General features: G+C 71.1%; 1 protein-coding gene. It reads left to right on the forward strand.

The annotated features are described in order from the left end of the window. Positions 1 to 162: 162 nt before the first annotated feature. Positions 163 to 1659 (forward strand): olefin beta-lactone synthetase (oleC, locus tag AB4Y84_RS21035; RefSeq protein WP_442250857.1); only part of this gene is annotated, 1497 nt, incomplete at its 3' end.

Below are 1659 nucleotides of genomic sequence, written 5' to 3' on the forward strand. Positions count from 1 at the left end.
GTGGAAGGCCACGCGGTACTGGGTGCAGCAGGCGCCGCAGGTCATGCAGGGATGTTGCATGGGCAAACCGCCTCGGGCGGCATCGGGGAAGGGACGAGGATGCGGATTTTCCACGCTGGCGGCCGCCGCGCAAGAAATTCCGTAAGCGGCGACAATGAACGGATGAACCGATCCTGCAACATCGCCGCGCGGCTGCCCGAGCTGGCGCGTGAACGCCCCGACCAGATCGCCATCCGCTGCCCCGGGCGCCGCGGCGCCGGCAACGGCATGGCGGCCTACGACGTGACCCTGGATTACCGCCAGCTGGACGCCCGCAGCGATGCGATGGCGGCCGGCCTGGCCGGTTACGGGATCGGCCGCGGGGTGCGCACGGTGGTGATGGTGCGGCCGTCGCCGGAGTTCTTCCTGTTGATGTTCGCCCTGTTCAAGCTGGGCGCGGTGCCGGTGCTGGTCGATCCGGGCATCGACAAGCGCGCGCTGAAGCAGTGCCTGGACGAGGCACAGCCGCAGGCCTTCATCGGCATCCCGCTGGCCCACGTGGCGCGGCTGGCGCTGCGCTGGGCGCCTTCGGCGACCCGTCTTGTCACGGTCGGTCGCCGCCTGGGCTGGGGCGGTACCACGCTGGCCGCGCTGGAGCGTGCCGGCGCCAACAGCGGCCCGATGCTGGCCGACACCGATGGCGAGGACACGGCGGCGATCCTGTTCACCAGCGGCTCCACCGGCGTGCCCAAGGGCGTGGTCTACCGCCACCGCCACTTCGTCGGCCAGATCGAGCTGCTGGGCAGCGCCTTCGGCATGGAGGCGGGCGGGGTGGACCTGCCGACCTTCCCGCCGTTTGCGCTGTTCGATCCGGCACTGGGCCTGACCTCGGTGATTCCGGACATGGACCCGACCCGGCCGGCCCAGGCCGACCCGGCGCGCCTGCATGACGCCATTCAGCGCTTCGGCGTGACCCAGCTGTTCGGCTCGCCCGCGCTGATGCGGGTGCTGGCGCGGCACGGGCGGCCGTTGCCGACGGTGACCCGGGTGACTTCGGCCGGTGCGCCGGTGCCGCCGGACGTGGTCGCCACCATTCGCAGCCTGTTGCCGGCCGATGCCCAGTTCTGGACGCCGTATGGCGCGACCGAGTGCCTGCCGGTGGCGGTGGTCGAGGCGCGCGAGCTGGAGCGTACGCGCGCGGCCACCGAGGGCGGTGCCGGCACCTGCGTCGGCAGCGTGGTCGTACCGAACGAAGTACGCATCATCGCCATCGACGATGCGCCGCTGCCGGACTGGTCGCAGGCGCGCGTACTGGCCGTGGGCGAGATCGGTGAGATCACCGTGGCCGGGCCGACGGCCACCGACAGTTATTTCAACCGTCCGCAGGCGACGGCGGCGGCGAAGATCAGCGAAACCCTGGCCGATGGCAGCGTTCGCATCGTGCATCGCATGGGCGATGTCGGCTACTTCGATGCGCAGGGACGGCTGTGGTTCTGTGGCCGCAAGACCCATCGCGTGGAAACCGCCCACGGTCCGCTRTACACCGAACAGGTCGAGCCGGTGTTCAACACCGTACCCGGCGTGGCACGCACGGCGCTGGTGGGCGTCGGCGCGGCCGGTGCGCAGGTGCCGGTGCTGTGCGTGGAGCTGCAGCGTGGCCAGTCCGACAGCCCTGCCCTG

The sequence above is a fragment of the Stenotrophomonas sp. 2YAF22 genome, from assembly GCF_052114665.1.
GTDB classification, from domain to species: Bacteria; Pseudomonadota; Gammaproteobacteria; order Xanthomonadales; family Xanthomonadaceae; genus Stenotrophomonas; species Stenotrophomonas indicatrix.